This window comes from Photobacterium sp. GB-56 (assembly GCF_003026105.1).
Lineage (GTDB): Bacteria > Pseudomonadota > Gammaproteobacteria > Enterobacterales > Vibrionaceae > Photobacterium.
Window position 1 is genome coordinate 1 of the sequence record NZ_PYNW01000050.1, and the last position, 1,166, is coordinate 1,166.

General features: G+C 42.4%; 1 protein-coding gene. It reads right to left on the bottom strand.

Annotated elements, in window-relative coordinates; genetic code table 11:
- Nucleotides 1-937 (bottom strand): hypothetical protein (locus C9J42_RS21290; RefSeq protein ID WP_107302306.1); only part of this gene is annotated, 937 nt, incomplete at its 3' end.
- Between the last annotated feature and the right edge of the window lie 229 nt (nucleotides 938-1,166).

The following is a 1,166-nucleotide window of genomic DNA, read 5'->3' on the forward strand; positions in this document are numbered from 1 at the left end:
GTGTGGTTGCTATAGAATCAGTGGTAGGGATCGGTATAACTTCACCCAATGGTGGCTCTGAATTTTGCTTCTCAACAATTTTCGTCACTGCTTGTTCAAACGCTTCATCATCCATACTGAACCAAAAATCTGGCTTTCGATGATGCGCCTTATCATAAGCAACGGTTGCACTGTCTTTATGGCGGAAAGGCTCATTCATTGGAATGTCGGGCAAAGGCTGACTCACATCCATATAGGCTTGGATCATGTTCCATAAGCGTTGGTATTCATCAAGATCTCTTGAGCCATTAATAAAACGGCCAATGGGAACTCCATGTTTGTAACCATTATAACGATGAACAAGAAACAGTTGATAATTAATAAAACCTTGTGGGGTTGGCGATGTAGTTAGGTAGCAATCAAACTCAACAAAAGGGTGACTAAATCGCACCTTATTACCGAAACCATACAGTGTGACCATGCCCGTTTCTCGGCTTAATGAAAATAAGGTTTTAATGGGTAACTTTCCATTAAAAAATGAGAAAGACCACCAAATGAGTAGACACACCACTAAAATACATGCCATGCCTAGATAGATTTGATTGTATTCATCTTGTCCTGAACTATCCACAAGGTTCATGACACCTGCAACCAAAAAAAACAACGGCATCATATAGAGAGCAATAAATTTTCCGAATGTCACGGCATAAAAATAGACCAAGCCCCACCATGGCAATGTGATGTCTCTAATTTGACGTTCGTTGTAGCCGCCTTCAGATGGGTCTAACGTTCTAAGCTCAGAGGGTTTACGGGACCGCAACACTTTACTGGACACATGATGATTATTGCAAGTAAATGGGAAGTGCACACCTTTTCTGGCCATTTGAGACCAAAAGCCTTGCTGATTCCCCGATGCTTGCGGCGGAATGTGCTGAGAGTTGTACGGGGTATTTTTCATGGTTATTTTCAATCTATCTTCGGCGTTAACGATTCCCAGAGTGAGAATACACGCTAAATAGACTGGGCAATAATTGGCCTGATTATGAGATATGACCTCCATAAAAAAGCACGCCGAGATGGGCGTGCTTATTATGCGTTAGGCAGAAGCCGTGTTTGGTGTGGTTGCTATAGAATCAGTGGTAGGGATCGGTATAACTTCACCCAATGGTGGCTCTGAATTTTGCTTC